The organism is Streptomyces sp. NPDC055140 (assembly GCF_053607285.1).
Window position 1 is genome coordinate 1 of record NZ_JBSGTG010000013.1, and the last position, 26,926, is coordinate 26,926.

The 26,926-nt window shown below is 71.0% G+C and carries 30 protein-coding genes and 1 pseudogene; 11 read left to right on the top strand and 20 right to left on the bottom strand.

Features of this window, described 5'->3' with window-relative positions:
- Positions 1–175 precede the first annotated feature (175 nt).
- The 3 genes from kdpF to ACWFR4_RS23930 all read right to left on the bottom strand — a co-directional run bounded on the left by kdpF (position 176) and on the right by ACWFR4_RS23930 (position 1,107).
- Positions 176–265 carry a K(+)-transporting ATPase subunit F gene (kdpF, locus tag ACWFR4_RS23920; RefSeq protein ID WP_018536030.1) on the bottom strand — a complete coding sequence of 30 codons (90 nt, stop codon included), beginning with the start codon at positions 263–265 and terminating at the stop codon, positions 176–178.
- The gene (locus ACWFR4_RS23925; RefSeq protein ID WP_453460280.1) at positions 262–468 is read right to left on the bottom strand and encodes a hypothetical protein; all 207 of its coding nucleotides are present in this window, start codon (positions 466–468) and stop codon (positions 262–264) included. Before ACWFR4_RS23925 ends, kdpF begins: the two co-directional genes overlap by 4 nt.
- A 72-nt stretch (positions 469–540) precedes the next feature.
- Positions 541–1,107: a GNAT family N-acetyltransferase gene (locus ACWFR4_RS23930; RefSeq protein ID WP_453460282.1), complete on the bottom strand. Its 567-nt coding sequence runs from the start codon at positions 1,105–1,107 to the stop codon at positions 541–543.
- Between the two features lie 176 nt (positions 1,108–1,283).
- Between ACWFR4_RS23930 and ACWFR4_RS23935 the strand changes: the two genes are divergently transcribed.
- A complete protein-coding gene (locus ACWFR4_RS23935; RefSeq protein ID WP_389528178.1) occupies positions 1,284–2,174 on the top strand; it encodes a glycoside hydrolase family 19 protein in 891 nt (296 codons plus the stop codon).
- 136 nt (positions 2,175–2,310) lie between these two features.
- Here ACWFR4_RS23935 and ACWFR4_RS23940 read toward each other — a convergent pair whose 3' ends face one another.
- Positions 2,311–2,895: a YdeI/OmpD-associated family protein gene (locus ACWFR4_RS23940; RefSeq protein ID WP_453460285.1), complete on the bottom strand. Its 585-nt coding sequence runs from the start codon at positions 2,893–2,895 to the stop codon at positions 2,311–2,313.
- Between the two features lie 96 nt (positions 2,896–2,991).
- On the opposite strand from ACWFR4_RS23940, the gene ACWFR4_RS23945 reads away from it, so the two are divergent.
- Positions 2,992–3,858, top strand: coding sequence for a hypothetical protein (locus ACWFR4_RS23945; protein ID WP_453460288.1), 867 nt, complete (start codon positions 2,992–2,994; stop codon positions 3,856–3,858).
- Positions 3,859–3,910: 52 nt separating this feature from the next.
- Here ACWFR4_RS23945 and ACWFR4_RS23950 read toward each other — a convergent pair whose 3' ends face one another.
- Together ACWFR4_RS23950 and ACWFR4_RS23955 are read right to left on the bottom strand one after the other, a co-directional pair.
- On the bottom strand, positions 3,911–4,837 hold the full coding sequence (locus ACWFR4_RS23950; protein WP_453460291.1) for an aminoglycoside phosphotransferase family protein: 927 nt from the start codon (positions 4,835–4,837) through the stop codon (positions 3,911–3,913).
- Between the two features lie 68 nt (positions 4,838–4,905).
- Positions 4,906–5,727 (bottom strand): LysR family substrate-binding domain-containing protein, encoded by an 822-nt coding sequence (locus ACWFR4_RS23955; protein WP_453460293.1) that lies wholly within the window; start codon positions 5,725–5,727, stop codon positions 4,906–4,908.
- Between the two features lie 58 nt (positions 5,728–5,785).
- Between ACWFR4_RS23955 and ACWFR4_RS23960 the strand changes: the two genes are divergently transcribed.
- A complete protein-coding gene (locus ACWFR4_RS23960) occupies positions 5,786–6,190 on the top strand; it encodes a DUF5997 family protein (protein WP_453460295.1) in 405 nt (134 codons plus the stop codon).
- Between the two features lie 285 nt (positions 6,191–6,475).
- Here ACWFR4_RS23960 and glsA read toward each other — a convergent pair whose 3' ends face one another.
- From glsA to ACWFR4_RS23985, 5 genes are all read right to left on the bottom strand, one after another.
- A complete protein-coding gene (gene glsA / locus ACWFR4_RS23965; RefSeq protein ID WP_453460298.1) occupies positions 6,476–8,260 on the bottom strand; it encodes a glutaminase A in 1,785 nt (594 codons plus the stop codon).
- Positions 8,261–8,330: 70 nt separating this feature from the next.
- Positions 8,331–9,146: an ABC transporter permease gene (locus tag ACWFR4_RS23970; RefSeq protein WP_453460300.1), complete on the bottom strand. Its 816-nt coding sequence runs from the start codon at positions 9,144–9,146 to the stop codon at positions 8,331–8,333.
- Between the two features lie 97 nt (positions 9,147–9,243).
- Positions 9,244–10,128, bottom strand: a complete 885-nt coding sequence (locus tag ACWFR4_RS23975) for an ABC transporter permease (protein ID WP_453460303.1) — start codon at positions 10,126–10,128, stop codon at positions 9,244–9,246.
- Positions 10,129–10,140: 12 nt separating this feature from the next.
- Positions 10,141–11,343, bottom strand: coding sequence for an ABC transporter substrate-binding protein (locus ACWFR4_RS23980; RefSeq protein ID WP_453460306.1), 1,203 nt, complete (start codon positions 11,341–11,343; stop codon positions 10,141–10,143).
- A 96-nt stretch (positions 11,344–11,439) separates the two neighbouring features.
- Complete coding sequence (locus ACWFR4_RS23985; RefSeq protein WP_453460309.1) at positions 11,440–12,474, bottom strand: ABC transporter ATP-binding protein; 1,035 nt, start codon at positions 12,472–12,474, stop codon at positions 11,440–11,442.
- Between the two features lie 107 nt (positions 12,475–12,581).
- On the opposite strand from ACWFR4_RS23985, the gene ACWFR4_RS23990 reads away from it, so the two are divergent.
- Together ACWFR4_RS23990 and ACWFR4_RS23995 are read left to right on the top strand one after the other, a co-directional pair.
- Entirely contained in the window at positions 12,582–13,406 is an 825-nt protein-coding gene (locus ACWFR4_RS23990; protein ID WP_453460312.1) for a FadR/GntR family transcriptional regulator, read from the top strand.
- Positions 13,360–14,160 carry a cache domain-containing protein gene (locus ACWFR4_RS23995; RefSeq protein ID WP_453460315.1) on the top strand — a complete coding sequence of 267 codons (801 nt, stop codon included), beginning with the start codon at positions 13,360–13,362 and terminating at the stop codon, positions 14,158–14,160. Before ACWFR4_RS23990 ends, ACWFR4_RS23995 begins: the two co-directional genes overlap by 47 nt.
- Positions 14,161–14,177: 17 nt before the next feature.
- Here ACWFR4_RS23995 and ACWFR4_RS24000 read toward each other — a convergent pair whose 3' ends face one another.
- The 7 genes from ACWFR4_RS24000 to ACWFR4_RS24030 form a co-directional block, all read right to left on the bottom strand.
- Positions 14,178–14,741, bottom strand: a complete 564-nt coding sequence (locus ACWFR4_RS24000; protein ID WP_453654408.1) for a GNAT family N-acetyltransferase — start codon at positions 14,739–14,741, stop codon at positions 14,178–14,180.
- Positions 14,742–14,793: 52 nt separating this feature from the next.
- Positions 14,794–15,633, bottom strand: a complete 840-nt coding sequence (locus ACWFR4_RS24005; protein ID WP_453460320.1) for an alpha/beta fold hydrolase — start codon at positions 15,631–15,633, stop codon at positions 14,794–14,796.
- Positions 15,634–15,701: 68 nt separating this feature from the next.
- Complete coding sequence (locus tag ACWFR4_RS24010; RefSeq protein ID WP_453460323.1) at positions 15,702–16,586, bottom strand: alpha/beta fold hydrolase; 885 nt, start codon at positions 16,584–16,586, stop codon at positions 15,702–15,704.
- Entirely contained in the window at positions 16,583–17,548 is a 966-nt protein-coding gene (locus ACWFR4_RS24015; RefSeq protein ID WP_453460326.1) for an alpha/beta hydrolase, read from the bottom strand. Before ACWFR4_RS24015 ends, ACWFR4_RS24010 begins: the two co-directional genes overlap by 4 nt.
- Before the next feature lie 139 nt (positions 17,549–17,687).
- Positions 17,688–18,332 (bottom strand): TetR/AcrR family transcriptional regulator, encoded by a 645-nt coding sequence (locus ACWFR4_RS24020; RefSeq protein WP_453460329.1) that lies wholly within the window; start codon positions 18,330–18,332, stop codon positions 17,688–17,690.
- Between the two features lie 96 nt (positions 18,333–18,428).
- On the bottom strand, positions 18,429–19,076 hold the full coding sequence (locus ACWFR4_RS24025; protein ID WP_453460331.1) for a DUF1707 SHOCT-like domain-containing protein: 648 nt from the start codon (positions 19,074–19,076) through the stop codon (positions 18,429–18,431).
- A gap of 74 nt (positions 19,077–19,150) precedes the next feature.
- Positions 19,151–19,561, bottom strand: coding sequence for a RidA family protein (locus tag ACWFR4_RS24030; RefSeq protein ID WP_453460334.1), 411 nt, complete (start codon positions 19,559–19,561; stop codon positions 19,151–19,153).
- A 175-nt stretch (positions 19,562–19,736) separates the two neighbouring features.
- Here ACWFR4_RS24030 and ACWFR4_RS24035 point away from each other — a divergent pair, with 175 nt between their 5' ends.
- The 3 genes from ACWFR4_RS24035 (at position 19,737) to ACWFR4_RS24045 (ending at position 23,252) form a co-directional block, all read left to right on the top strand.
- The gene (locus tag ACWFR4_RS24035; protein ID WP_453654410.1) at positions 19,737–22,259 is read left to right on the top strand and encodes a SpoIIE family protein phosphatase; all 2,523 of its coding nucleotides are present in this window, start codon (positions 19,737–19,739) and stop codon (positions 22,257–22,259) included.
- 119 nt (positions 22,260–22,378) lie between these two features.
- Positions 22,379–22,834: a GNAT family N-acetyltransferase gene (locus tag ACWFR4_RS24040; RefSeq protein ID WP_453460343.1), complete on the top strand. Its 456-nt coding sequence runs from the start codon at positions 22,379–22,381 to the stop codon at positions 22,832–22,834.
- A 22-nt stretch (positions 22,835–22,856) separates the two neighbouring features.
- On the top strand, positions 22,857–23,252 hold the full coding sequence (locus ACWFR4_RS24045) for a TOBE domain-containing protein (RefSeq protein WP_453460345.1): 396 nt from the start codon (positions 22,857–22,859) through the stop codon (positions 23,250–23,252).
- Positions 23,253–23,276: 24 nt separating this feature from the next.
- Here the strand turns inward: ACWFR4_RS24045 and ACWFR4_RS24050 are convergent.
- Positions 23,277–23,963 (bottom strand): annotated as a pseudogene (locus ACWFR4_RS24050) (NAD-dependent formate dehydrogenase); the annotation flags it as partial.
- Positions 23,964–24,082: 119 nt separating this feature from the next.
- The gene (locus ACWFR4_RS24055; RefSeq protein WP_453654412.1) at positions 24,083–24,553 is read right to left on the bottom strand and encodes a molybdopterin-dependent oxidoreductase; all 471 of its coding nucleotides are present in this window, start codon (positions 24,551–24,553) and stop codon (positions 24,083–24,085) included.
- 148 nt (positions 24,554–24,701) lie between these two features.
- Here ACWFR4_RS24055 and ACWFR4_RS24060 point away from each other — a divergent pair, with 148 nt between their 5' ends.
- The 3 genes from ACWFR4_RS24060 to modB all read left to right on the top strand — a co-directional run bounded on the left by ACWFR4_RS24060 (position 24,702) and on the right by modB (position 26,865).
- Entirely contained in the window at positions 24,702–25,088 is a 387-nt protein-coding gene (locus ACWFR4_RS24060; protein ID WP_453654414.1) for a TOBE domain-containing protein, read from the top strand.
- Between the two features lie 71 nt (positions 25,089–25,159).
- A complete protein-coding gene (gene modA / locus ACWFR4_RS24065) occupies positions 25,160–25,987 on the top strand; it encodes a molybdate ABC transporter substrate-binding protein (protein ID WP_453460350.1) in 828 nt (275 codons plus the stop codon).
- Positions 25,984–26,865 carry a molybdate ABC transporter permease subunit gene (gene modB / locus ACWFR4_RS24070; RefSeq protein ID WP_453460352.1) on the top strand — a complete coding sequence of 294 codons (882 nt, stop codon included), beginning with the start codon at positions 25,984–25,986 and terminating at the stop codon, positions 26,863–26,865. Before modA ends, modB begins: the two co-directional genes overlap by 4 nt.
- The last annotated feature ends 61 nt before the right edge of the window (positions 26,866–26,926 follow it).

Consider the following 26,926-nt stretch of genomic DNA (forward strand, 5'->3'; position numbering starts at 1 on the left):
TCGGTGTTCGGATTGGCGCCGATGCCCTTGTAGATCCACTTCTCCACACGCAGGTGCTTGTCGGAGGAATAGACCCGGGCCATGTAGTCACCCAGAGGACGGTAGGCCAGGCCGAGCGCCACTATCAGGGCGAGGAGCTGGAGCACACCAGCGAGTACGGGGCTCATATCGGTGCTCAGAACCTCTCCGGGTAGATGAGGGCGAGGACCAGATAGCCAAGGAGGGCGACGGCCACGATCAGGCCGACGATGTTTTCGGCAGTCACAGCTTTGCGACCCCCTTGGCGATGAGAGCCACCAGCGCGAAGACCGCGATCGTGGTGACGACGAAGGCCACGTCGGCCATCGTGAGCTCCTGAATGAGGTTCGGAATTGAACTGACGCTTAGAGGAAACCCCCGTTCAGGACCGGAATCGCCCGCCCTTGACGCCTCCCATACGGCGGGGTGCGCGGCCTTGACGCATCCCATACGCCTCCTCGCGTCAGGGTGACGTGGACCACCCTGACGTGCCCGCGTTCCCACAGATCAGGAGACCGGGGACTACCTCGCCGAGGCGCCCCTGAGCTTGCCCCAGTCCGGGGCCAGGACCGACCAGACCTCCTCGTCATGCCGGACGCCCCGGTACAGGTAGCTCTCCCGCAGCGCCGCGTCGCGGGTCATGCCGAGGCGCCTGGCCACATTGAGGCTGGCGGTGTTGTCGGCTCGCGCCACCCAGTCGACCCGGTGCATGCCCCGCACGTCGAAAGCCCAGTCGAGGAGGACCCGTATCGCGCGCGTGACGATCCCCCGCCCGACCATCGTCGCCTCCAGCCAGCAGCCGGCCTCGCAGTTCCCGGCGGCGGTGTCGAAGAGCCGGAACATCACGCCGCCGACGAGCGTGCCGTCGGCCCAGATGCCGTAGAGGCGACCGGAGTCGGTGGCGGTCTTGTCCGCGTAGCGCTGGAGGAACACGGTGGCGGACGCCAAGTCCGTTACGTGGTCAGGAAGTTCAACGAACCGACCGATGTGCTCGCGGCCGCGGTCCATGTGGGCGAGGAACTCCGCGGCGTTCCACGGCTCCAGTGGCCGCAGCTCGACTCTGTCGTCACCCAGCGATATCGCGAACATCCTGCTCCTTCGGTACGGGTTGCTGCCGCGCGGCAGCCTAGGCCGAAACCTCACCATCACCGCGGCCATTTTTGGTCTAGACCTTGACAGGTCCAGACCAGGTTCGCTTGAGTGACCGGCACCCCCCATGGCGGCGCCGGGCTCCCCAACTCGCGTCGCGCCGAAGGAGCGTTGGCATGATCAAACGCGTCACGAGTCTTGTCGCCACCCTGGCCGCGGTCGGTGCCGTGGTCGTCATCGGCCCGGCCACCACGGCATCGGCGGCCGAGTGCGCCGCACCCTGGAACTCCTCGTCCGTCTACACGGGCGGCGGGTCGGCCTCCTACAACGGGCACAACTGGAACGCCAAGTGGTGGACCCAGAACGAGACCCCGGGCACCTCCGACGTCTGGGCGGACCAGGGCGCCTGTGGCGGTGGCGAGACGAACCCGGGTGACCCCGCGCCGTCCGGCTTCGTCGTCAGCGAGGCCCAGTTCAACCAGATGTTCCCGAACCGGAATCCGTTCTACACCTACAGCGGGCTGACCGCCGCGCTCAGCGCCTACCCCGGCTTCGCCAACACCGGCAGCGACACGGTCAAGCGCCAGGAGGCCGCGGCGTTCCTGGCCAATGTCAGCCATGAGACCGGCGGTCTGGTGTACATCGTCGAGCAGAACACCGCCAACTACCCGCACTACTGCGACAGCAGTCAGTCCTACGGCTGCCCGGCGGGCACCGCCGCGTACTACGGCCGCGGCCCGATCCAGCTCAGCTGGAACTTCAACTACAAGGCCGCGGGCGACGCGCTCGGCATCGACCTCCTCCACAACCCGTACCTCGTGGAGCAGGACGCGGCCGTGGCCTGGAAGACGGGCCTTTGGTACTGGAACACGCAGAGCGGCCCCGGCACCATGACGCCGCACAACGCCATGGTGAACGGCGCCGGCTTCGGCGAGACGATCCGCTCCATCAACGGCAGCCTGGAGTGCAACGGCGGCAACCCCGGCCAGGTCCAGAGCCGCATCGACCGGTACAAGGCGTTCGTCCAGATCCTGGGCACCACACCGGGCGACAACCTGAGCTGCTGACACGCCACCACGTGTGACGTGACCTGCCGCCGCCGGGCGGGCCTTGAATCCACCAGGTCCGCCCGGCGGTCTCGTCATGGGGCGCGGGGCGCACCAGGCGACCGCGCGAAGTGAGGGGTCCGGCAACGAAGTCGGGCTAGCCGTCGAGCAGTTTGCCGACGGCCCTTCGGAGCCGAGCGCGCCGGGCCTCGGGAGTGAGGGCCTGGAGCAGCGGCAGGATCGTCTGGTAGCGCCCGGACCTGTCGAGTGCGTCGAACGCCTTCCTGGCCTCGGGCTCCGCGTCGAGCGCCGCGGCGAGGTCGGGTGGCACCGTCGCCGTCTTCTGCGACTCGTACGCTGCGACCCACCGCCCGTCCTCCTGCGCCCTGCGCACCTCGGCGAGACCGGGCTCGCGCATCCGGCCGGCGGCGGTCAGCATCGCGACCTTGTCGACGTTCACCCGGGACCACAGGCTCCTGGCCCGGCGCGGCACGTACCGCTGGAGGTAGTACCGCTCGTCGAGGGAGCGCCGCAGGCCGGAGATCCAGCCCCAGCACAGCCCGATGTCCACCAGCTCGTCGTCGGTGACGGACGGGATGCCGGACCTCTTCTTGGCGACCTTGACCCACACACCTTCCTGCCGTGTGTGGTGCTCGCCGAGCCAGCTCTCGAACGCCTCGGCGTCCAGGAAGGCGATGATCTCCACTCCGTCGGCCCCGCACACCCCACCCGTCCCGTCCATGGGGCGCAGCGTACCGCCGCCGCGACGACCATCAGTCCTAAATGTACAATTTAGTGGCGTTCAACGTATGGGTGGTCCCGTTCGCGAGGTGACGCCATGCAGTCGTGTGTGTCGAGGCATCGCAAGGCCGCACTCGTCCCGGTGAGCGCCGCCGTCGCCTGCGTGACCGCTCTCGCGGGAGTTCCCGCCTTCGCGGACGACGGGGGCGATGCGTCGAAGCTGAGCGCGCAGCAGCTCGCCGACGACGCGAAGAAGGAACTGCTGGACGCGAAGTCCCTCCATGTACTCCTGAAGAACAACTCCACGGGACCCGCCGACGCCCAGTCCCCCGCGGCCCTCGATCTCACCCTGGACCAGGAGGGCAACTGCGCCGGATCACTGACGATGGGCACGGGCGGCGCCAAGGGCGGCAGCGTCGAATTCATCAAACGCGGCGACGAGTTGTGGATGAAACCCGACACCACGTTCTGGAAGTCCCAGGTCACCGGCGACGCCGGCGAGATTGCGGCCCAGCTCGTCAACGGGCGCTATGTGCACGGCAGCTCGAACGACGGAATGCTCAAGAGCCTGGGCGACACATGCGACTTGAACGCCTTCCAGGCCCAGGTGGACGGCGGCCCCTCAGGCGCGCCCCCGGAGAAGCTGACCAAGGGCAAGGAGACCAAGGTGGACGGCACGGACGTCGTGCCGGTGAGTGGCAGGAACGACGGCAGTGAAGTCGTCCTGTTCATCACCGCGAAGGATCCGCACCGGCTCGTGCGTGCCACCGAGAAGATGGGCGATCTGAAGACGACGATGACGCTCACGGACTACAACCGGCCGGTACCGACCGCGACTCCGTCGAAGGACGACTCCGTCGACGTGTCCAAGCTGCGGAACCTCTCCCCGAAGGCCACCCCCACCGCAGGCCGCGGCGCCGGACCGAGCCGCGTGGTGAACTGCCCGGTCGGAGAACAGAGTTGAGCAGTCGAGCCGCACGACCTCCTGCAGGACGTCAGCGACCGCGCGCAGCACGTCAGTTACCGGCTCCGCCGAACCGGTCATGGTCGTCCAGGACTTCGTTGATCACGTGGTGGTTGGACGCGGCGCGCCCCGGGTCGGTGGCGAGGGACTCCGACATGACCAGCAGGGACTTCCACAGAGACCAGCCGCGGGCTCGGGCCCATGTGCCGGCGTCCTGGGCGACCGTGCGCCGGAAGGCCTCGCGGCTGTCTCCGGAGAACATGCCCCAGGCGATCACCAGGTCGCAGGCGGGGTCGCCGACGCCCGAGGTGCCGAAGTCGATGACGGCCGTGAGTTTGCCCTCGGCGACGAGCAGGTTGCCCGTGGCGATGTCTCCGTGGAACCACACCGGCGCCCCCTGCCACCGCGCCGCGAGCGCCGCCTCCCACACGGCGGCCGCCCGGCGCGTGTCGACACGACCCTCCAGCGCCGTGAGGCAGCGGCGGGTCTCGTCGTGGTAGTGGGTGAGCGACGCGCCCCGGTACCAGCTGTGCTTTCCGGCCGACGGTCCCCCGGCGGTGTCGCAGCGTTGCAGCGCGAGGACGAACTCGGCCACCGAGACCGCGAACTGCGCCATGTCGTCGATGCGACCGTGCGCCGCCGTCTCTCCGTGCAGCCAGCCGCGCACGGACCACGGGAAGGGGTATCCCTGGCCGGGCTCGCCCTGGGCCAGGACGGGCGGGACGGCTACGGGCAGTGACGGCGCGAGCCGCGGCAGCCACTCGTTCTCCTTGGCGACCGCTGGAACGTAGCCCTCGCCGGTGGGCAGGCGGGCCGTCATCGCGTCACCCAGGCGGTATGTCCTGTTGTCCCAGCCGTCGGCCTCCACCGGTGTCACAGGGAGGCCGCTCCACTGGGGGAACTGGGCGGCGATCAACCGCTCCACGAGTGCGGCGGTGATTCCGGCACGGCCGTCGGAAGGATTCGGAGTCGAAGCCATTCAGGGATCATCACGCCCGGAAGCCGTACGGGGCAACGGAATATCCGTGCCCGCGGACGCCGTCGCGACTACGGCCTGCGGCGCGGCTTTCCGCGCTTGGCACCGCCCTTGGAACCACCCTTGGGGCCGCCCTTTGCAGCGCCCTTCGGCCCGGGTTTGGTCCCGCCCTTGGCACCGCCCTTGGCGCCGCCGCTCCGCGGGTTCTTCCCAGCGGCCGGCTTCTGCCGCGCCGACCCGCTCTTGTCGGTACGCGCGGCCTTGGGCTGCGGCGGGGTCGCCGTACGGCCGCGTGAGCTGTTGACCGTCCGCCCGCGGACGATGCCGATGAACTCCTCCACCAGATCGGTGGTCTCGTCCTCCGGCCACGACAGCGCGACCTGGGACTCGGGGGCGTCGGTCACCGGCCGGTAGGTGAGGTCCTTGCGGTGGTGCAGGCGGGCGAGCGACTGCGGGACCACCAGCACACCGATCCCGGCGGCCACCAGCTCGACGGCGTCCGCCGTCGTCTCCGGGCGCTCGAACGCGGGCTCACCGGGAAGCTGCTCCCAGACGAGGGTGTCGTCGAGGGGGTGCAGCACGGTCTCGTCGGCCAGATCCTCCAGGGACACCTCGTCGACCGCGGCCACGACGTGATCCTTGGGGATCACCACCACGGTCGTCTCGGTGTAGAGGGGGATCGCGCTGAGCACGGTCCGGTCCACCGGCAATCGCACGACGCCGGCGTCCGCCCCACGGTCCCGCAATACGTCGGATGCCTCGCCGGCGGGCGTAGCGACGAGGGTCAGCGGAACGCCGGGCAGCCGCTCGTTCCAGATCCGCACCCACTTGGTGGGCGTCACTCCCGGGACATACGCGAGCCGGAACGAAGGGGATACATCCGAGCCTGTCACTCCGCCAGGTTACCGGTCGTGGTCGGAGGTATCGCACACAGTCGATACCCTTGACACCATGACGTCGCACCAGACCACCCAGACCATGAAGCCCGCGACCGCGGCCAAGAAGCTGGGTGTGTACCTCGAGGCCACCCCCGCCGAGTTCCAGGAGGGTGTCGTCTCGCGCAGCGAGCTCAACGCGCTGCAGGCCGATCCGCCCGAGTGGCTCCAGGAGCTGCGGCGCAACGGCCCGCACCCCCGGCCCGTCGTCGCGTCCAAGCTCGGCATCTCGATCTCGGGTCTCGCCCGTGGCGGGATCACCGAGGCGCTCACCACGGAGCAGATCGAGGCGCTGAAGACCGAGAGCCCCGAGTGGCTCCAGCAGGAGCGTGCCACCCAGGCCGCGGTGCGCACGGAAGCCGTCCGTATCAAGGAGCGGAACGCGCAGCGCGCCGAGCAGTCCGGCGACCAGCGTTCCTGACCGTCCCGCCTGACCGACCTCCCCGGCTTCGCCTCCGGCCTGGCAGGGCACGAACTCGATCTCGGGGAAGCGCGGGGACGGCCCGGACAGGAGGCGGCTGTCCCGGCACCTCAGGTGAAGGTCGAAGAAGGCGCCCGGACAAGCCCGCTCGGCTGCTACGGCGCGATCCGCGGTGATCGTGCCGATGGCATCGGTCATGGCGTCGACGACGTCCGGCTGGACCGACACTACGGTCGACAGCTGACGGCGGGGCGGCGGGCGGCTTCGGGCGCACCGCCGTTCAGCTCAGGCCCCCTCGGGCCGGTCCACCGTCTCCGCCCCGTCGAGCGGGCTGCGCTCCAGGAAGGCCGCCGCCGCGGGGACGGCCGTGCGCAGGCGCAGCAGTCCGGCGGCGGTCAGGGTGCGGCACACCGAGTCCTCCTCGGCCATGACGCGCTGGCCCAGACGGGCGTGGAAGTCGGCGGGCGTGAGGGCCGCGCCGGGCCCCGCGGACCAGGTGCGGCCCGCGGGTGTGGGCCGTGAGGTGTGGGCGCACACGGCCAGGCGCCCCGACTCCACGTACCAGAGGACCACCGGCTCCGCGCGGGGTGGCTCGACGGTCCGGCCTGCGGACAGGGACATGGTGCCGAAGCAGTCGGAGACGGCCTTCGCGGCCTGCTCGCCGGCTCTCCCGAACAGGTCGCTGTCCGTCAGGGGAACGGGCGCGGAGGGGTCGAGTCCGAGGTCGGTCAGGAGTTCGTCCTCGCAGGATTCGATGGCGCGTCCGAGGTCGGCGAACTCGTCCTTGGTGTGCGTGACGGGGCGCGCCGACGGGTCGGCGATCACCATGCGGATCCCGCGTTCGCGCAGGTCGTGGCCGAGGGCGCGCAGAAGGTCGGCGGCGACGGGTTCGATGCGGCCGACCCGCGCGAGGTCCAGGACGAACCAGCGGGCGGCCTTCGGGAGGTCCCGGGCCGCGCGCAGGGTCTGTTCGGCGGTGGCGAAGTCCAGGTCGCCCTGGAGGACGTGGACGCGGATGCGGTCGGGTCGTTCGTCGAGTGCGGCGCGCTGGTCGCGCGGGCGGTGCCGCAGCGAGCGCAGTGGGCCCGGGTCGAGGGAGCGCGGCGGCAGCGGACGGCCGCTGCTGCCGGTGGCGCGCATCAGGTGCAGCCCGAACTGTTCCGACAGGAGGTGGCAGGCGGCGATGGCGCGGACGCTGTTGCCCTTCTCGTCCAGGGGCGGGCTGAACACGCCGATGCCGAACTGGCCGGGCAGCGCCACGCCGATCCCGCCCGAGACTCCGCTCTTCGCCGGCAGGCCCACACGCAGCATCCACTGCCCGGAGGCGTCGTACATCCCGCAGGTGGCCATGACGGCGAGGACGTGCTGGGCGTGGCGGGAGGCGACGACCCGTTCGCCGGTGAGCGGATTGGTGCCGCCGCCGGCCAGGGTCGCGTGCATCACGGCGAGGTCGTCGCAGGTCACGAGCACGGAGCACTGACGGAAGTAGACCGCGAGCTGCTGCTCCACGTCGCCGGTGAGCGATCCCGCGTTGTGCATGAGGTAGGCGAGGGCGCGGTTGCGGTCACCGGTGGCGCGCTCGGAGGCGAACACCGCGTCGTCGACGGTCAGGTCCCGGCCTGCGAAGGCTCCCAGGCCGGCCAGGATGCGGGCGAAGCGCTCGTCGGGGTTCGCTCCGGCCACCAGCGAACTGGTCACGATGGCACCGGCGTTGACCATCGGGTTGGGCGGACGTCCGGTGCCGGGTTCGAGGCGGATCGAGCTGAACCCCTCGCCGCTCGGTTCGGCGCCCACGCGCGCCAGGACGTCCTCCAGGCCCTGGTCGGCGAGTGCGAGCGCGAAGACGAAGGGCTTGGACACGGACTGGACGGTGAACGGCACCTCGCTGTCGCCGCAGCTGTAGACCTGCCCGTCGAGCGCACACAGGCTCAGTCCGAACAGGTCCGGATCGGCCCTGCTCAGCTCCGGGATGTACGAGGCCGGCTCGCCCTCCGTGAGGTCGCGCAGCCGGATGCGGACGCGGTCCAGGAGCGCGGCGAGAGGATCGTCCGGCGGCTTGTTGTACCTCACACCGCAATCGAACACCACGGCCGGACGATGCGCCTTCCCGAGCGGGCAACGGGTGCCCGCGGTGCCCGAGTCAGATCCGGCTCCCGGACGCGGTGTCCGAGGACAGACGCTGGGCGAGGTAGATCGGGATGACGGACAGCAGGACGAGGACGGCGGCGACGACGTTGACGACGGGGGCCTGCTGCGGGCGCGCCATGTTCGAGAAGATCCAGACGGGCAGTGTCTGGATGCCGGGTCCTGCGGTGAAGGTCGTCACGACGATCTCGTCGAAGGAGAGGGCGAAGGCGAGCAGGCCGCCCGCGACCAGCGCGGAGCGCACCAGCGGGAACGTGATGTCGAGATACGTGCGGAAGCTGTGCGCCCCGAGGTCCATCGCGGCCTCTTCGTACGACCCCGGCATGCGCCGCAGCCGGGCGATGACGTTGTTGAAGACCACCACGATGCAGAACGTGGCGTGGCCGACGATGACGGTGAACAGGCCGAGGCCCACGCCGAGCGGTTCGAGGACCGTGCGGAAGGCGGTGTTGAGGGCGACGCCGGTGACGATGCCGGGCAGCGCGATCGGCAGGACGACGACGAAGGAGATGGCGTCGCGTCCGAAGAACCTGTAGCGCTGGCAGGCGAACGCGATGAGCGTGCCGAGGAGCAGGGCGATGGCGGTCGCGCCGAGCCCTGCCTTGACCGATGTCCACAGCGCGTCGCGGGCACCGGAGCTGTGCCAGGCGTCGGCCCACCAGTCGAAGGTGAGCCCGGGCGGAGGCCAGCCCGAACTGCGGTCCGGGTTCAGGGAGTTGACGAGAACCAGGAGCAGTGGGACGTAGATCACCGCGAAGCCGAGCGCGGCGGCGATGCGCAGGATGATGCGCGCGGGGCGGGAGAGATTCATCGGAGGGACCTTCGCTGTGCGTGATCCGGAGGGTCGGCGGGGGCGGGCGGCGGCCCGGGACGTCAGGGGCTTCAGAGGAACCGGAGGGCTCCGGGCGTCACAGGCTGCTGAGGGCTCCGGTGCGGCGTACCGCGAGCAGATAGAGCACGATGATCACCACGGGCACGGTGCCGAGCGCGGCGGCGAGCGGCAGGTCGAGGGTGATGTTGGAGTAGATGAGGTTGCCGATCAGCTGGGTCTTGCCGCCGACGATCTGTACGGCGATGTAGTCGCCGAGGCTGAGCGAGAAGGTGAAGACCGAACCGGCCGCGACGGACGGCAGGATCATCGGCAGAACGACGGAGCGGAAGGTGCGCCCCGTGCGGGCGCCGAGGTCGGCGGAGGCGTCGAGGAGGCTGTCCGGGAGCTGTTCGAGTCCGGCGTGGATCGGCAGAATCATGTACGGCAGCCACAGATAGGTCAGGACGAGGACGGTGGCGGTGAGGCCGTAGCCGGGCCCCTTGAGGCCGAGCGGTCCCAACGCCCAGTCCAGCAGCCCGCCTTGGGCGAGGATGAGCCGCCAGGCGTACGCCTTGACGAGGTAGCTCGCCCACAGCGGGGTGAGGATGGCGACGACAAGGAGCGGCCGCCACCGCGGGTTCGCGATGCGGGCCGTGTAGAACGCGATCGGGAACGCGATCAGTACGCACAGCGCGGTGACCGCGAGGGCGACGCCTACGCTGCGCAGGGCCACCTGCCGGTAGACGTCGGTGGTGAACAGCGCGGTGAAGTTGTCCGTGTTCCAGATCTTCACGACGTTCGAGGTGAAGGAGTCCGTGGTCCAGAACGCGGACAGGAACAGGACGGTGAGCGAGCCGAGATAGGCGAGGACGAGCCAGGCCGTTGGTGCGGAGAGCAGCAGGGACAGCTGTAGCCGGGGGCGGCGGTACAGGGCCCCGGCGAGCCGCCGGACGGGGCCGGCGGCAGGCGCGGTGTCGGTCATCGGCGGCAGGTCCTAGCCCTTGATCTCGGTCCAGGCCTGGACCCACTTGGCGTACGGGACGCACTTGGTGTCCGTGCGGCCGTCGATGCACTGGGCGATGGGCGTGGTCCAGAAGTGGACGTTCTTCCAGTACGACTCGTCGGCCGCGTGGTACGTGGCGCAGTGGTTCTTGTCGGCCGTCAGGTCACAGGCCTTCGCGTTGGCAGGCGCCTCGCCGAAGTACTCGGCGACCTGCGCGTTGGCCTTCGGTGAGATGATCCAGTTCATCCACTTGTAGGCGCAGTTGGGGTGCTTGGCCTTGGCGGAGAGCATCCAGGTGTCGGACCAGCCGGTGGCGCCCTCCTTGGGCAGGACTCCCTTCACGGGGACCTTCTCCGCCTGGGCGGTGTTGAGGATCACCTGCCAGCTGGTGCCGACGACGGAGTCGCCGCTCTTGAACGCGGAGACCTCCTTGAGGTAGTCGCTCCAGTACTCGCCGACGTTGGAGTTCTGCGCCTTGAGCAGGGCGACCGCCGCGTCGAACTGCTTCTGGTCCAGGGCATACGGGTCCTTGATGCCGAGGGACGGCTTGGACTTCATCAGGTACAGGGCGGCGTCCGCGAGGTAGATCGGCGAGTCGTACGCGGTGACCTTCCCCTTGTGGGCGGAGGCCTTGTCGAAGACCGCGGACCAGGAGTCGGGCGCCGGGGAGACCTTCTTGGTGTTGTACATGAGGAGGTTGGCGCCGCGGCCGTGCGGGATGCCGTAGGCGACACCCTTGACCGAGTTCCACTGCTGGTTCTTCAGCCCGGCGAAGACGTCCTTGTAGTTGGGCACCAGCTTGGTGTTCACGGGGGCCGCGTCACCCGAGGCGATCAGCCGCAGCGACGCGTCGCCGGAGGCGGAGACCGCGTCGTACTGGCCGGTCTTCATCAGGTTGACCATCTCGTCGGACGTGCCCGCAGTCTTGGTGTTGACCTGGCAGCCGGTCTGCTTCTCGAAGTCGGTGACCCAGTCGACCTTCGGGTCGTTCGAGCCGTCCTCGGCGTAGCCGGCCCAGGCGATCAGGTTGACCTGGCCCTCCGACTTGCCGAGGGTCTTCTGCGCGGAGAGCTTCGGCGGGGTGAAGTCGCTGCCGCCGGGCGAGGATCCGGCAGTGTCCGAGGAACCGCAGGCGGAGGCGAGGAGCAGGGCGCCGAGCGCGGCCACCGCTCGGGACGTTCGGGTCAGTCGCACGGGGATCTCCACGGGGAGGGGACGGGCGGGCGGTAACGGTGGTACGGGGTCTGCGGCGACGCGTGCGCGTGCGTCAGGAGCGTGGCGGGCCGGGGGTCAACTCACTTCGGGTACCTGGAAGTTGTGCCGCCGGTGCCACTGGAGTCTGACCCGGGAGCCGCGCAGGGCGGCCACGTCCTCGGACGAGGTCTCCAGGTTCTGCTGAAGTGCGGTGAGCCGGCCACCGGCGTCGAGGTCGACGAGGAACCGGGTCGCGTCCCCCAGATAGACGACCTCCGCGACGGTGCCGGTCGCGCTCGCATGCTCCGGCTCGGCGGCGGCGGACTCCTTGAGCACGTGGATCTTCTCCGGGCGGATGCTGTACGTGGCCCGGTCCCCCACGACCTGCTCCGCCGCGTCGCCGGACAGCAGGTTCGAGGTGCCGACGAACCCCGCGACGAAGGGGGTGGCGGGACGCTCGTATATCTGGGCCGGGGTGCCGACCTGTTCGACGCGCCCCTGGTTGAAGACCGCGATGCGGTCGCTCATCGTCAGCGCCTCCTCCTGGTCGTGCGTGACGAAGACGAACGTGATGCCGATCTCGCGCTGGATCGCCTTGAGTTCCACCTGCATCTGCTCGCGGAGCTTGAGGTCGAGGGCGCCCAGGGGTTCGTCGAGGAGCAGCACCTTCGGGCGGCCGACGAGGGCGCGGGCCAGGGCCACGCGCTGACGCTGGCCGCCGGAGAGCTGGGAGGGCCGGCGCCCGCCGAAGCCTTCGAGCTGCACGCTCGCCAAGGCCTCCCTGGCCCGCGCGAGGCGCTCGGCCTTCGGCACCTTGCGGACCTTGAGGCTGTAGGCGACGTTCTGCTCCAGGGTCATGTGCGGGAACAGCGCGTAGTCCTGGAACACGGTGTGCACGTCACGCTCGAAGGGGGCCCGGCGGGTGACGTCGGCGCCCGCGAGTTCGATGGTTCCGGCGGTCGGGGCCTCGAAGCCCGCGATCATCCGGAGCACCGTGGTCTTGCCCGAGCCGGACGGCCCCAGCATCGAGAAGAACTCGCCGTCCGCGATCTCCAGGTCGACCCCGGCCACGGCCTCCGTCCTGCCGAAGGACTTGCGCAGGCTTTGCAGCCGGATGGCCATTCCCTCCATGGGCGGGAACCTTTCTGGTGCTGTCGGGAGTTGGCGGTAAACATATGAAGTCATAGTTCTAATTTCAAGGCCCCGCTAAGGTAAAGGCTGTGCCAAGTGGCAAGGTGGTGACCGTGAACCGAGACAAAACCGGCGTCCGAAGAGCCGTCTTCACACCCGTCGACACGCTCGCCCGCGTGGACGCCGTGGTGCGGCGGCTCGGTGACGCCATCGACCTCGGGCTGCTCGCCGACGGTGAGCAGCTGCCCGGCGAGAGCGACCTCGCCGCCCAGCTCGGCGTCTCCACCGTGACCCTGCGCGAGGCCCTCATGGCGCTGCGCCAACGCGGTCTGGTCACCACCCGCAGGGGCCGCGGCGGGGGCAGCTTCGTGACCGTCCCCGACGGCCCCGCCGAGGACCGGCTCCTCGCCCGCCTCGCCGACTGGAGCACCGAGGAACTGCGCGATCTCGCCGACCACTGGGCCGCCGTCTCCGGCGCCGCCGCCCGTCTCGCGGCCCGGCGTACGGAGCCCGCCGATCTGCGGCAACTGCAGAGGTCTTTGGGAGAGTTGATGGACGCCAAGGACTCGGGAGCCCGCAGCCGCATCTACGGGCGCTTCCATGTCGAGCTGGCCGCCGCCGCCCAGTCCGCCCGTCTGACCAGGGAAGAAGTCACTCTGCAGACCGAAGTCGGGGCGCTGCTACGGCTCGTGCTGCACGACGACGGACTCCTCGCGGACGCCGCGGACCGTCACCGCGCCGTGATCTCGGCCGTGCATGATGGGGCGGACGACCGCGCCAGGGCCCTGGCCGAAGAATGCGTGCAGACCTCCATGGCGCGCCTGATCGAACTCCGCCTCGGACCGGCCGGCGGCGCGAGCGGTCCCGGTCCGAAGGAGGCCCCCGATGGGCAGCAACCCCCGTCCCGCAAACGCCGGATCGGCGCTGCTTGACGACCGGCCGGCAGCCGAGGCGGCCGCCCGCGTCCGTGACGCGCTCGAAGGGGTCTTCGACGCCGTCGGCGCCACCGCCGTGGACATCGAGTCCGTGCTCTCCTCCGTCGCCGCGAAGGGCCGCCGCCCGGTCACGGACGACCTGACCGCGCTCCGCCCCGGGCTGCACACCCGGCTCGACCGCTACGACCTGGTCTCGGGGATCGGCTTCGTCGCGGCGCCCGGCCTCCTCGACGACGTACCCGCGTGGCTGGAGTGGTGGCAGCGGACCGCGGACGGAGCCGTGCAGCCGCTGCTGCTCGACCTGGACCCGCAGCGCTCCGCGTACTCGGACTACACCCACTGGGACTGGTTCACGCTCCCCCGCGACACCGGGCAGCGGGCCGTCGCGGGCCCCTACGTCGACTACCTCTGCTCCGACGAGTACAGCCTCACGCTCTCCGCGCCCGTGACGGTCGGAGGACGCTTCATGGGGGTGGCCGCCGCCGACGTCTACCTGCGCCGCTTCGAGTCCGTCGTCATGCCGCTGCTCCAGCGACTCCCGGGGCCCGCCCGCCTGGTGAACGCGCGCGGTCGCGTCGCCGCCTCCACGGACCCCCGCCACCTCGTCGGCTCCCTCAGCAAGGGCCCCGACCTCGCGGCGGTACTGGCCGGACCGGCGAAGGGCACGGACCACGACGGGCTGCGCCTGCTGCCCTGCGACGGCGTCCCGCTGATCCTGGCGACGGCGACGCCTTCCACCATGCGGCCGTAGACCCAAGTCCTGTTCCCTCAGGCGCCACCCGGCGCACGCGCCGCCGCTGCGACGGCGCTGTAGGCGCGGCCGTCCACCACGTACTCACCCAGGGGCCGCATACCGAACCCGTCCACGTGGACGCGCCAGGAGGGCCGGTTCGTGGACTCGATGAAGGCGACCACCGCGTCGGCCCGCGCCGCGGCCGCCTCGACCGCCATGGTGAACAGGCCGCGCGCCACCCCGCGCCCCCGGTAGGCCACGTCGACGACCACGGGGCCGTAGAGCAGCCAGCGCACCTCGCTCAGCGGCCGACCCTCCCAGCGCAGCGTGTCCTGCGCCGCGAGCAGGCCGACGACCGGCGGCGGCGCGGGCAGTTCGTCGGGGCCGGAGAGGGCGAGGAGACCCGCCACCTGCCCGTTGTCGTCGGCGACCAGCAACGTCCCGGCGGCAGCCATGGCGCGGAGTGCGGCAGCGTCGAAACCCCCTTGTACGAAGCCCTGTTCGTCCCGCTGGTGTTTCGTCAGGGAGTCGCGGTGATTGGCGGCGAAGAGCGCGGCCATGGCGGGAGCGTCGGCCTCGGTCGCCCAGCGATAGATCATGGAACCGATCTTGACACGGCAGGCACGGCACCCTCGGCACGCACGGCAGTGGCTATCCCAGGAACGAGGCCACCGTCTCCGTGAAGCGATCGGGGTCGTCGACCCACGGGAAGTGGCCCGCGCCTTCCTGGACGACCGGTTCGGCGTGGGGGAGCAGCTCCGCGATGACGGCGGCGACCCGGGGCAGCGGGCCGCCGTCCCGCTCGCCCGACAGGACCAGGACCCGCGCGTCCCACCCGGCCAGGGCGGCGCGGGCCGCGGCGGGGTCGAAGGCTCCGGGGGACGCGTAGAGGTCCGCCGCCTGCTCGTTGGTCTGCTCGACCTCGCCGGCGGCGTGCGCCTCGGCGGCCGCGTCCCAGCGCCCGTAGAAGAACGGCACCGCCGCGTCGAAGTCGGCGTCGGTCGCGGTGCCGTCCCAGACCCGTCCGTACGCCTCACGCGCGGAGGCGAACCACGGTTCGTCCGCGCGCAGGGCGGCCGCTTCGAGTCGGTGCTCCGTGGTGAAGTCGACGCCTAGGGCGCGTGCGCGGGCGGTGACCATCGTGAGGGTGCGGACGCGCCGGGGGAACCTGGCCGCGTAGAGCAGCGCGAGGTCACCGGCCGCCGAGTGCGCGAGCAGATCAACGCTCTCCAGGCCGAGGTGGACGCGGAGCGCCTCGACGTCGCCGACCTGCCGGTCGCAGCGGTACGTGGACGGGTCCGCCGGGACGCCGGAGTCGCCCGTGCCGCGCAGGTCGAGCAGCACAAGGCGGCGCCGCTTCGAGAGCCCGCCGAGATCGCCGAGGTAGGCGGAGGCGCGCATGGGCCCGCCGGGCAGGCAGATGAGGGGCTCGCCCTCCCCCACGACGTGGTAGGCGAGCCGGGTGCCGTCGGATGCGGTGAAGGTGGGCATGGCGCCATCCTCGGATCCGCGCGCCGATCACGGCAAGCGGATTGGCGCCCGCTCGGCGGGGCCGGGAGTCACCAGCGGGGATCCGGATCGGGCAGGCGCGTGAACTCCCGTACAGCTGAGGCAAGTTCAGTCGGCCGATCCAAGGGGACGAGGGTGTAGCTGTCCTCGATCTCGACCAGCCGACCCTGCGGGAGAAGTTCGGCGAGGCGCCGCCCGTGGGCGAGCGGCATCACGCGGTCGTCGCGCGCCCAGACCACGAGCGCGGGCCGGTCGAACGCCGGCAGGCGCTCCGCCGCCCGGAGCAGGACGCGGGTGTCGGAGAAGACCGCGCGCAGCATCCGTACGGCATCGCGGCGGATCTCCGGCTGCGTGACGACCGGTCTCATCCACCGGCCGGTCGCGGTGCCGCCGCGCTTGGTCAGCCACCCGAACGCCACCGGCAGCCGCCGCACCGCGCCGATCCGCATCTGCTGCATGAACAGCCCGAACATCCTTGGCGACAGCTTCCCCGCGAGAGCGAGCGTCCTGCCGGTCAGCCCCGGCGGAAGGTTGTCGAACGCCTCGCACGAGACCAGCACCAGGCGGCCCACGCGCTCGGCGGCGCCCTCGGAGACGACCAGTTGGACGAGCGCCCCGCCGGTGTCGTTGCCGACGAGGGTGACGTCGCGCAGGTCGAGACGGTCGAGGAACTCGACCACGAGGCGGGCGACCCCGGGCAGCGACAGATCGGCGTCGTCGCGCATCGCGCGACGGTGCGCGCCCAGGGGCAGCGTCGGCGCCACGCACCGGTGCTCGCCGGACAGTTCCGCGATCGGCCCGTCCCAGAGCGAGGCGTCCATCATCAGGCCGTGCAGGAAGACGACCGTGGGGCCACTGCTGTCCGCGTCCGCGTGCGCCTGCCCTCCCGTGTCCTCGTACTCGACGGTCCCTGCGGTCAGCTCGATCTCCCTCATGACCGGCTCCGGGCCGAAGGATCAGCGGTGACGGCGGCTCCATGGCCGGCGGGTGGTATCTCGTCGATCAAGTGGCGCTGCAGAAAAGCGAGTTCGGCCTCCACGGCCGGTTCATGCGCATCCATGAAGGGCGCGTAGTGCCCTCCCGGCAGGTGGACCACCTCTGCCTGCGGTGCTCGCCGCGCCGCGTCGACGGCCGGCCCCGGCAGGGCGGACCTGTCCTGGTCGCACACGACGACCAGCAGGGGACACCGCGCCTTGGACGCCTGGCTGCCCGGCCGGTAGAAGCTGAGGCTCAGCGCCGAACGGGCGGCGACCTCCTGCTGCCAGTCCGGGTAGCGGTTGCCCGGGTTGAGCGCCCGGTCCCCCTCGTTCCCGTCCGGCGTGGTGAGCATCGCCACGGTCCCGGGTGGACCGGCGAGCGGCATCAGCAAGGGTTTACGTCCGACGAGAGCACCGGCGGCATCGAGGAGACCCCTCACGGTGAGCCGGAGCATTCCCCAGGGCGTCTGATACGCCATCGCCCTGCGCGACGCCACGGGGCCGTCGGCCAACGGAGTCTGCGCGATCGCCGCTGCCAACTGCGGTGCGCGCGCCGCGACTTGGAAGATGTGACCGCCCGAGGCCGAGAACCCCCAGGCCGCGACGCGTGCGGGGTCGACCTCCGGCAGGGCCGCGGCACAGGCGATCGCGGCCCGCCAGTCGGCGAGTTGCTCCTCGATGTCCAGGATCTGGCGCGGCGCGCCCCCGCTTTCACCGAAGCGCCGGTAGTCGAAGGCCAGGACGCTGAACCCGGCGGCGTGGAAGCGCGCCGCGAACGGGTCGGTGCCCGGCTCCTTGGTCACCCCGCCGCCGGGCGCCATGACCACGCACGCACCGTTCGTCCCCGGGTAGTGCCACGCGGCGCATTCGGTGCCGCCGCTGGGGAATCGGACTTTCTCCCGCTCCATGGACATCCGCATGACCGGCCTCCGAGTGGACCCGCGTGGATCCGAGTGGATGAGAAGCACCCTCACCGAAAGTGAACCACGTGGTTCGCAAACTGTCCACGGACTCCGGCCACGGGGTCCGGCCGGATCGGGTGCCGCCCGAACGGCGCTGTTACGCCTCCGCGGCCTCCTCCCGCTCCAGCGCGCGGGCCAGCGCCTCGAAGCCGGCGGCGACGCCCTCGGCGTCACCGCTGGTCCGCGCGTCCACCAGAAAGCCCCGGAGCGTGGCGAGGACCATCTCGGCGACCTCGAGCTTGCGACGGTCGGACCAGTGCCCGGGACACACGGACAGCAGCGTGGGCAGATACTGCTGCGACGCCTCGCGGCCCAGCGCCGCGTGACGGTCCGGGTCGTACATCGCCAGCCCGATGGCCTGGTCGAGCACGCGCGCCTCCGCCCCCACGAGGATCGGCCAGACCACGCGCACCCAGTCCGCCAGCGTCCTGCGGTCGTGGCCCTCGGTGGCGGCGGCGAGCGCCTTCGCGATGCGCCGCTCGCGCAGTTGGACGATCGCCTGCGTGAGCAGATCGTCGGCCCCGTCGAAGTGGTACAGCAGCACCTTGTGCGTGGTGCCGGCCGCTCGCGCCGCGCGCCGGAGCGAGAAGTCCACGAGTCCGTTGACCTCGAGGTCATCGGTGACGAGGACGAGGAGTTCCCGCCGCCGGGCCTCGCCGCGCGGCGACCCGGCCGACCGCCGGTATCCCGCCCGTCCTGGTGAGCCGTCGTCGGCAGGGGTGTTCACATCGGCGGCTTCCATGGCCGGTCCTCCTCGCGCAGCGAACGCTCGGGCCGACCTTAGCCCTCGGGGACGGAGCATGATCAAGCTCAGCCGCAGGCCTCACAGGGGCCCTGGTCAGTGAGGGAGCGCCGCCACCGGTCGGGGCCGCCGCAGCAGCCACTGCCAGAAGCCGCGGCGGGGCGGCCTGGGCGGCCGTATCGCGATGCTGCCGCCGTGCACCTCACCCGTCATCTGGATGCGCAGCCTGACCGGTGTCGCGGTCTCGGGCCGCGTCTGATGGCGCACGCTGCCGCTGCGTACGGTCACGTCGTCGACATCGGCGACGACGTCCGGCGGCACGAGCAGCGTCACCGACCCGCTGCGCACCGCGACCTCGATCTCCAGGGTGGGCGCCGCGATGACGGCCTGGGTGAAGTCGAGAACGACGGAACCGCTCTTCGACTCGATCTCCAGACGCCTCGGGACCACCCAGCCGCCGTCCCGCTTCGCGCTCGCGCTGTCGACGGCGATCCGCGACACATCTTTCGGAGCGGCGGCCACGACCCCGGCGGCCCACGCGGGACCGGCGTCCGGCAGGTCGGCGAGCAGGGCCGCCAGCTCACCGTGGGTACGGGCCGTCAGCGCGGCCTCGAGCCGCTCGTCCAGCTCGTCCGCGGTCAGCCGGCCGTCACCGGCGGCGACGGTCAGCCGCTCCACGACCTGGTCGCGCTCCTCGTGCGACGCACGCAGTTCACGGCGGTCTGGCACCATTTCACCGGGCATGGACGCACTCTAGTGGCGTGGCCGCCACCCGTGGAACCGGGACCGAGCGGCCACCCGCGATCGGCCCGCCCCCGTCAGGAGTCCAGTACCGCCGCGACGCCCTCGATCTCCACGAGCTGGTCGTCGTACCCGAGCACCGTGACCCCCATCAGCGTGCTGGGGACGTCGTGGTCGCCGAACACGTCACGCACGACCTCCCATGCCGTCACCAGGTCCGCCCGGCGCGTGGACGCGACGAGGACGCGGGTGCTGATCACGTCGTCGAGGGTGGCGCCGGACTCGGCGAGCGCCGTCCGCATGTTCTCGACGGCCTTGGCCGCCTGTCCGGCGTAGTCGCCGACGGCAGCCGTCGAGCCGTCCTCGTTCAGCGGACAGGCCCCGGCGAGGAAGATCAGCCGCGCTTCGGCGGGAGCCGTCGCCGCGTAGGCGTACTCGGCGACGTCGGACAGCGAGGACGAGCGGATCAGCGAGACGGCGCGGGGCACGTGAGTTCCCTCCGGAGCGGGCACGACGGGCGGTCATCCTCGCAAGGAACCTCGGCGGGCGCCCCTGATTTTCCCGGCGCGGGGGCGCACAGGTGGAGAACAGCTGCCGTCATCGTCACACGAGGTGAAGAATGGACGGGAGAGGGAAACCACTCTCAGGACGGAGCGGGACGCCGTGGGGACGAGCGAGCACAGCGATGCCGCAGAGCAGCGCTTCGACGTGGCGGACGCCACGCCGGTGCTGCTCGACACTCACGGGGTGGTGTGCGGCTGGTCCGGCGGGAGCGAGCGGCTGCTGGGGTACGCGGCCGCCGAGGTGGTGGGCCGGAAGGTGGCCGAGCTCCTGATGCCCGAGGACGCGGCTCGCGTTCCCTCGCTCGCCGAGCAGTGCACGCGGGGCGGCGGATGGTCGGGGATCCTGACGGCGAAACACCGCGACGGGCGCCCCGTCCCCCTGATGGTGCACGTCGTCGAGGCACAGCTGTGCCCGGAGCCCGAGCGCTGGATCGCGCTCGTGACGGACCTGGCGCGGGCGCCCGGATGGGAGATGAGCCGCTCCGTCCTGGAGCAGATGGCCACGCGCTCCCCCCTGGGCATCGCCATCGTGGACACGGACCTGAGGTACGTGTGGTCGAACGACGCGCTGGCGCAGTTCGGCGGCGGTCCGGCGCAGGACCGTATCGGCCGCAGGCTGGCGGACATCCAGCCCGGACTCGACTCCGAGCGGCTCGAGGGGCAGATGCGGCAGGTCCTCGAGACGGGGGTGGCGGTCGTGGGCTACGAGCAGGTGGGCCGCGTGCAGTCCGCGCCGCACCGCCAGTGCTGCCACGCCATGTCGTTCACTCGGCTCAACGACGAAAACGGATCCCCCCTGGGCGTGTACTACACGGCGATGGACATCACCGACCGCTATCTGATCCGGCAGCGGCTCGCCCTCCTCGACCGGGCCGGTGAGCACATCGGCCGGAGTCTGGACGTCGTACAGACCGCGCAGGAACTGGCAGACGTGGCGGTGCCCGGCCTCGCGGACTTCGTCGCCGTGGATCTGCTGGAGTCGGTGCTCGAAGGGGCCGAACCGACGGCGGGGACGCCGAGCGACTCGGAGATGGTCACGCTGCGGCGCGCGGGCCACCGGTCGGTGCGGGACGGCGTCCCCGAGACCCTCGTCCGCATCGGCGAGACGGCCCGCTACCGCACGGAATCACCCCCCGTCCGCGTCCTGACCAGCGGCGTGTCCTGGTACAAGGAGCAGGTGGATCCCCGGGACGAGGACTGGACCGCCACCGACCCCGGCCGCCCGGCGGCCTCCCTCATCGAGCTCGGGCTGCACTCGATGATGATCGTGCCGATCCGCTCGCGCGGCATCACGATGGGCGTCACCAGCTTCTTCCGGCGGGACCGCCCCGACCCGTTCGACGAGGAGGATCTGGCGCTCGCGGAGGAGTTCGTCGCCCGGGCGGCGATCTGCGTGGACAACGCCCGCCGCTACACACGCGAACGCGACGCCGCGCTGGTGCTTCAGCGGAGTCTGCTGCCGAGCTACCTGCCCGAGCAGGACGCGGTGGACGCCACCGCCTGCTACCGGCCCGCGGACGAGCTGACGGGCCTCGGCGGCGACTGGTTCGATGTTCTCCCGCTGTCCGGCGCCAGGGTCGCCCTCGTCGTGGGCGACGTCCCCGGCCACGGCATCGACGGCGCCGCCGCCATGGGACGGCTGCGCACCGCGGTCCAGACGCTCGCCGATCTGGACCTGCCGCCGGAGGAGGTGCTGGCCCACCTCGACGACCTGGTCAGCAGGGGCGCGCGTGAGGAGGACGCCCGCAGCGCGATCCAGGCCGTCGGCTCCAGCTGTCTGTACGTGGTGTACGACCCGGTGAGCGGCCAGTGCACCATGGCGAGCTCCGCGCATCCCCCGCCCGCGCTCGTCACCCCGGACGGCACGGTCTCCTTCCCCGACCTCCCGATCGGGCCGGCGCTCGGCACGGGTGGTCTGCCCTTCGAGGCGGCCGAGTTCTGCCTCGCCGAGGGCACCATGCTCGCCCTGCACACCGACGGACTGCTCGCCGTCGACCCACGGGAACCCGGCCGCGAGCCCGAACTCGACGCGGGCAGGGAGCGCCTGCGCGAAGTCCTGGAGCTGCGCGCCCCCTCCCTCGACGGCCTCTGCGTGGCCGTCGTCGACGCGCTGGTGCCCGCGCGGCCGAACGACGACGTGGCCCTGCTGATCGCCCGCACCCACCGCCTGGGCGCCGGGCAGGTCGCCTCGTGGGACCTGGAGAGCGACCCGGCGGTCGTCGCCGAGGCGCGCAGGAAGGTCACACGGCAGCTGGCCGCGTGGGGGCTCGACGAGCTCGCCTTCACCACGGAACTCGTCGTCAGCGAACTCGTCACCAACGCGATCCGGTACGCCTCCGGGCCGATCCGGCTGCGTCTGATCGTCGAGCGGGCGCTGATCTGCGAGGTGTCCGACGCGGGCGCCAGCGCTCCGCATCTGCGTCACCCCCGCACCACCGACGAGGGCGGGCGCGGCCTGTTTCTCGTCTCCCAGTTCTCCCAGCGCTGGGGAGCGCGCTACACCCTCGACGGGAAAATCATCTGGGCCGAACAGTCCCTCACCGAGCAGGCGGACGAACCGGTCTCCGACACGGATGAACCGGCCGCCAGGACCGACGGACCGACCGTTGACACAACGGGCTGAATCAGCGCCGCGCCGGCGCATCGCCAGGAACGTCGGTCGGCAAAGAGGTCGCCCGATCGCCGACGGCGGGACGCAGATATGCAGTTGACGTGCGGCGATGCGCACGATTTCCTGCTGCGATGACTGATCTCCGCATTGAGAAGGTGCAGGGCGACGCCCTGATCGAGGACTGGCGTCACGTCCACAACCTGATCATCCCGGCCGACCCGCTGTCCCTCGACGACGTGCGCGAGCGAGTGGGGCGCAACCATCTGGAAGTCGCCTATCTCGGCGACACCCTCGTGGGCTGCACGACGGTGCGCCCTCCGACGGACGACACCGCCACGGCCACGGTGATCGCCCGCGTGCTCCCCGGGCACCGCCGGCAGGGCTTCGGCGAAGTCCTCTACCGGCACGGCCTGGAGCACGCGCGGACACTGGACGCCGCCGTGATCGAGACGGTCATCCTGGCGTCCAACGTGGCCGGGGTGCGGTTCGCGGAGAAGCACGGGTTCGTGGAAGTGGAGCGATACGTACTGCCGGAGGACCCCGCCCTCTGGTTCACGATGCGACTCACCGAGGACGGGCTCACCTGAGTATTCGTCTATCTTGGCGCGTATGCAGTCCTACACGATCGGCCAGGCCGCCCGGCTCCTCGGCGTGAGCCCGGACACCGCACGCCGATGGGCCGATGCGGGCAGAGTGGCCACCCATCGTGACGCGGGTGGGCGGCGGCTCATCGACGGCAGGGACCTGGCTGCCCTCTCGGTCGAGGTTGCCAGGACCGGCGGCGGCGAGGACGACATCTCGTACACCTCTGCGCGCAACGCCTTCCCGGGCATTGTCACCGCCGTGAAGCTGGGTGACGTGGCGGCCCAGGTGGAGATCCAGGCGGGCCCTCACCGGCTGGTGTCGCTGCTCACGCGTGAGGCCGTGGAGGAGCTGGGACTTGAGGTGGGCGCGGAGGCCACCGCCCGCGTGAAGTCGACGAACGTGCACATCGACCGCACCTGACGTCTGCGGGCGGCAGCCGTCTCATCAGCCTCTGGAGTCACCGGTCGCCGTGAAGTAGGAGTGCGCGCCCGCGCCGGCCGGCGCAGCGCCCTCCACGAGCAGGTACTCGTCACGGATCGGCTTGCCGTCCAGCCAGGCCTCCAGGATCTCCCGGGCACCCGCCGCACGGCGGGCCTGCGCGGACAGTGAGGATCCGGAGATGTGCGGGGTCATGCCGTGATGCGGCATCGTCCGCCAGGGGTGGTCCGCCGGCGCGGGCTGCGGGTACCGGACATCGCCCGCGTATCCCGCCAACCGGCGGCTGCGCAAGGCCCGCTCGACCGCGTCCCGGCGGCGATCTTCGCCCGTGCGGTGTTGATGAGGTACACGTCGCGTTTCATGGTGGCGAGCAGCTCGTCGCCGAACAGCCCCTCTGTCTCCGGGTGGAGAGGCGCGTTGACGATGACGACGTCGCAGTGCGGCACCATGTCGGCGGCCGTGGCGTGGAAGGTCAGGCCCAGCTCCCGCTCGGTCTCCTCCGGGAGTCGGTGCCGGTCGGTGTAGTGGAGCTTCACGCCGAAGGGCGCGAGGCGGCGCAGCACGGCGACCGCGATGCGCCCGGCGGCCCACCGTGCCGACGTTCATGCCCTCCAGGTCGTACGAACGGGCCACGCAGTCCGCGATGTTCCACCCGCCGTCGAGCACCACTTGGTGCGACCGAAGCAGACCGCGGCCGCCCGCGCGAAGTGCCGCTCACGGGCGAGCGCGGCGAAGTATTCGAGCTGGCGCAGCAGCACGCGGCACTCCGTGGGCGGTCGAGGATCCGGTGTGCCGTCGGTGCTCCCGCCGTGTCACGCCCACGACGCGTAGCCGCCGTCCACGCGGATCACGTTGATGCCGCTGATGTGCCGCGCCCCGCAGCGGTCCTGGGGCAGGACGAGCTGGGGTCCGGCCCGGTCGAGGGGCGTGTCGTCGATGGTGACGGCGAGCAGGACGGGGGCCCGCCCGAAGTCCGGGTCGATCTCCGCCCAGGACAGCAGGGCGTGATGGCCGTCCGCTCCGGTCACCGCGATCAGGAACCGCAGCCGGTCCTTGCGGCGGGCGGGGTCGAAGCCGGGCCCGGCGTCATGCAGGACGTCGTGCAGCAGCGGGCCCGCGAAGCTGTGCTCCTGGACGCCGCTGGTGGCGCACTCGAAGCTGACCCGGGCCGTGTGCTGGGGCCAGTCGAGCAGATCGGGCACCGTCAACCGGGCCGGGCGCGCGACATCGCCGGTCAGGGCGAGCTCTGCCACCGGATCGGCGGCCGTAAGGGATTGACGCACGGACTACCACCTCCCGAATGACCGTACCCGGGCCGCGGCCGCAGCACTCTCATACAAACGCACATGCCTACCCCCGTCCGCACATGATCCAGCTCATGCGATGCAACAAGAGACTTCCCCCTCGCATCTGCGGCAGTATGATCCGTGCATGCGGACCTACCGGATCGGGGAGGCGGCCGCCTTGATGGGCGTCAGCGCCGACACCCTTCGGCGCTGGGTCGACAGCGGGAGGCTGCATGCCGAGCGTGACGAGCTGGGCCGCCGGATCATCCCCGGGGCGGACCTGGCGTCCTTCGCCCGACAGCTGCACCGCACCGAGCGGACGAACAACGGATCCTCGGCGCGCAACCGCCTTTCCGGCATCGTCACCGAGGTGATCCTCGGGGATGTGTCGGCGCAGGTGGAGATCCAGGCCGGACCCTTCAGGGTCGTGGCCATGGTCAGCCGGGAGTCGGCCGAGGAGATGGAGCTGGAACCCGGTGTGCCTGCCGTCGCCGTGATCAAATCGACCAACGTGGTCGTCGAACGCCCTTGAAGTGTCCGCCGGACGCTTCGCGGAGAATCAGCCCGATTCTTCTCAAGAGAGCCCTAGGGAGTAACCCCGTGATGACCCGTTACACGCGCCGGACCCGCCGGACCCTGCAGGTGACCGGCGTAGGCGTCGCCGCGCTGCTGGCGCTGAGCGCCTGCTCCTCCGGCTCGGACTCGTCGTCCAAGAAGGACTCCTCCTCGGCGTCCAAGGACTCCTCCAAGAAGGTCACGGGCACGGTGACCGTCTTCGCGGCGGCGTCGCTCAAGGAGAGCTTCACGACCCTGGGCAAGGACTTCGAGAAGGCCCACCCAGGTACGAAGGTGACGTTCAGCTTCGGCGGCAGCGACACCCTCGCCGCGAGCATCACCGGTGGTGCGCCGGCCGACGTGTTCGCCGCCGCCAGCCCCAAGACGATGGCGATCGTGACGGACAAGAAGGATGCGGCCGGCGCCCCGTCGACGTTCGTGCGCAACCAGCTGGAGATCGCGACCCTGCCGGGCAACCCCGACAAGGTCGCCTCCCTCAAGGACCTCACCAAGTCCGGCCTCAAGGTCGTGCTCTGCGACAAGACGGTGCCGTGTGGCGCCGCCGCGCAGAAGGCGCTGGACGCCAGCAAGCTGAAGCTCACCCCGGTCTCGTACGAGCAGGACGTCAAGAGCGCCCTGACGAAGGTGGAGTTGAAGGAGGCCGATGCCGCCGTCGTCTACAAGACCGACGTGAAGGCCGCGGGCAGCAAGGTGGAGGGCGTCGAGTTCCCCGAGTCGGCGAATGCCATCAACGACTACCCGATCGCTCTCCTGAAGGACGCGCCCAACGCAGAGGCTGCGAAGGAGTTCATCGCGCTCGTGCAGTCCCCCGAGGGCCAGCAGGTCCTGACGGCGGCAGGGTTCCTCAAGCCGTGACCGAGCTCGACAAGTCCGGCGCCGCGGCCGAGGTCCTCACGGGTGGCGACACCCGTGGGGCCGGGCCGCGGCGTCGGCGTGCCCGGCCGGGCGCCCGGGGCCGCGGGGTGCCTCTGCCGCTTCTGGTGCCCGCCCTCGTCGGCCTCGCGTTCCTGCTGCTGCCCCTGATCGCCCTGCTCGTACGGGCCCCTTGGCGCAGCCTGCCGGAGCAGCTGACCAGTCCGGAGGTCTGGCAGGCCCTCCAGCTGTCGCTGATCTGCGCGACGGCGGCCACGGCGGTGAGCCTGGTCCTGGGGGTGCCGCTGGCCTGGCTGCTCGCGCGCACGGAATTCCCCGGGCGCGGCTTCGTCCGCGCACTGGTGACACTGCCGCTCGTACTGCCACCGGTGGTGGGCGGTGTGGCCCTGCTGCTGGCCCTCGGACGCAACGGCGTCGTCGGGCAGTTGCTGGACTCGTGGTTCGGGATCACGCTGCCGTTCACCACGGCGGGGGTCGTGGTCGCGGAGTCGTTCGTGGCGATGCCGTTCCTCGTCATCAGCGTGGAGGGCACGCTCCGGGCCGCCGATCCGCGGTTCGAGGAGGCCGCCACGACGTTGGGCGCCTCCCGCTTCACGGCGTTCCGCAGGGTGACACTGCCGCTGATCATGCCGGGCATCGCCGCGGGTGCCGTGCTTGCCTGGGCGCGCGCGCTCGGCGAGTTCGGCGCTACCATCACGTTCGCGGGCAACTTCCCCGGCCGTACGCAGACCATGCCGCTGGCCGTGTACCTTGCGCTCCAGAACGACCCGGCCGCCGCGATCGCCCTCAGCCTGGTGCTGCTCGCCGTGTCGATCGCGGTTCTCGCGGGGCTGCGGGACCGCTGGATGACGGCGTCATGACCGGCCCCGCCCTCCCCCACACGGTCCTCGCCGGACCGTCCGACCACCGGATGACCGCCTC